The sequence below is a fragment of the Microvirga tunisiensis genome (assembly GCF_009296175.1).
Classification (GTDB): Bacteria; Pseudomonadota; Alphaproteobacteria; order Rhizobiales; family Beijerinckiaceae; genus Microvirga; species Microvirga tunisiensis.
Window position 1 is genome coordinate 1 of sequence record NZ_VOSK01000648.1, and the last position, 1,951, is coordinate 1,951.

General features: G+C 64.7%; 1 protein-coding gene. It reads left to right on the forward strand.

Annotated elements, in window-relative coordinates; all coding sequences use genetic code 11:
* Nucleotides 1-334: 334 nt before the first annotated feature.
* On the forward strand, nt 335-1,951 hold a 1,617-nt coding region (locus tag FS320_RS42430), incomplete at its 3' end, for a recombinase family protein (protein ID WP_152718527.1).

Below are 1,951 nucleotides of genomic sequence, written 5' to 3' on the forward strand. Positions count from 1 at the left end.
TGCACGATCCGAACGCAATCGATGCATTGCGGTTTGGCACCAGGATTTCGTTCCGGTGGGTGGCGACCAGCAAGCCGCGCCGCTCCCGTTTGTCGGGGCCACCAGCGCGACAGTGGTAGGGTTCATGGGGTCCATCCGAACGAGGTGTGCCCATGCCGCGAACCCAAGGCCCATCAGCGGCACGGGTTTGGACAATCCAGTCCATCTTCGTCCGCACGCCTGATGGCCCCGATCGTCTCTCCCGTGCCTACCGCCACCTGCTTCAGGCGACTGTGCCTGAACGGCAGGCGAGCGATCCCACCCGTTCTCACCCAATGACTGAAGGAGGAGCCCCATGCGCGCCGCCATCTATGCCCGTGTCTCCACCGAACGCCAGGAGCGCCAACAAACTATCGACAGCCAACTCGATGGACTGCGACGCTGGGCTGGAGCCGCCAACCACGACTTGAGCGACCTCCATGTGTTTCGGGACGAAGGCTACAGCGGCTCGCGTCTCGACAGACCTGGGCTGGACGCCCTGCGCGATGCCGTTCGCGACGGGGAGATTGATGTCGTCGGCGTTCTCGCCCCCGACCGGCTGGCCCGCCGCTATGCCTATCAGGTGCTGTTGCTCGAGGAATTCCGGCGAGCAGGGTGCGCGGTGGAGTTTCTCAACCGCGCCATCTCCGATGATCCGGGAGACCAACTCCTGCTCCAAATCCAAGGAGCTGTCGCCGAATACGAGCGCGCTCTGCTGAGCGAGCGGTTTCGGCGCGGCAAGCTGCAAAAGGCCCGGGCCGGCCAGTTCATCGGCGCTCGGGCGCCTTACGGCTACCGCTATCTGCCGCGCCATGAGGGGGCCGCTGGCCAGCTCATCGTCGATGAGGCCGAGGCCGAGGTCGTGCGGATGCTCTACGGCTGGCTTGCCGAGGAGGCCTTGACCCTGCGTCAGATCCTCCGCCGGCTGAACTTCGGGCCATGGTTCCCACGCTGTGGCCGGCGGCCATGGTCGACCTCGACGGTCCACCACATCCTGTCCGATCCGGTCTATACCGGAACCGCCTACTCCAATCGTTATGAGTACCGGCCGGCCCGCAAACCGCGCAGCCGCAAGCCCGGCTACGCGGGCATGGGGTATCGCGTCATCAGACCGCGGGAGCAGTGGATCGCCATCCCGGTGCCGCCGCTGGTCGACCAGGAGATCTGGGACCGGGCCCAGGCCCAGTTGGCGCGCAACGCAACCTTGTCGTTCCGGAACAACAAGAAGCATAACTATCTGCTGCGCTGCCTGCTGACTTGTGGCGAATGCGGCCTGGCGATGCACGGGGTGAGCCAGAAAGGGGCCAAGGGCGCGCTCCGCTACTATAAATGCGCCGGCAAGGACTGCATCGCGACAGCCCGCCCTGCGCCGTGCTCACGGGCTCACGTCAAGGCTGATGACCTGGAGAGAACGGTGTGGGACCATGTCCGTAGCCTTCTCGGCGATCCTGATCGGCTGCTTGCCCAATTCCAGGCGTTTGCCGATGAAGCGGGTCAGGCTGCGGCGCGTGGATCGGAGACCGAGCGCAAGCTTCGGACCCGTCTGGATGGGTTGGCGCGGAGCGACCGGCGCCTGCTGGATGCTTACCAGACGGAAGTGATCAGCCTGGAGGAACTGCAGGACCGCCGCCGGCAATTGGCCGACCAGCGTCATGCCCTGGATCTTCAACTCGAGCAGCAGCGTCGCTTGTGCGACCAACGGAGCAAGGCTCAGGCGGTGATGACCGATCTGAGGGCGTTCTGCGAGCGGGTTGAGATCCGGCTGGACGATGCCTCGTTTGAGGACCGGCAGGCTCTCTTGCAACTGGTCATCGACCGCATCATCGTTCACGACGGCAGCTTGGAGATCCGTCATGTCATTCCCTTGCGCAGCCCTCCGCCGGGACGTGAGAGCACTGCTGACCCAGTTGCTCGATTGCGTTCGGATCGTATG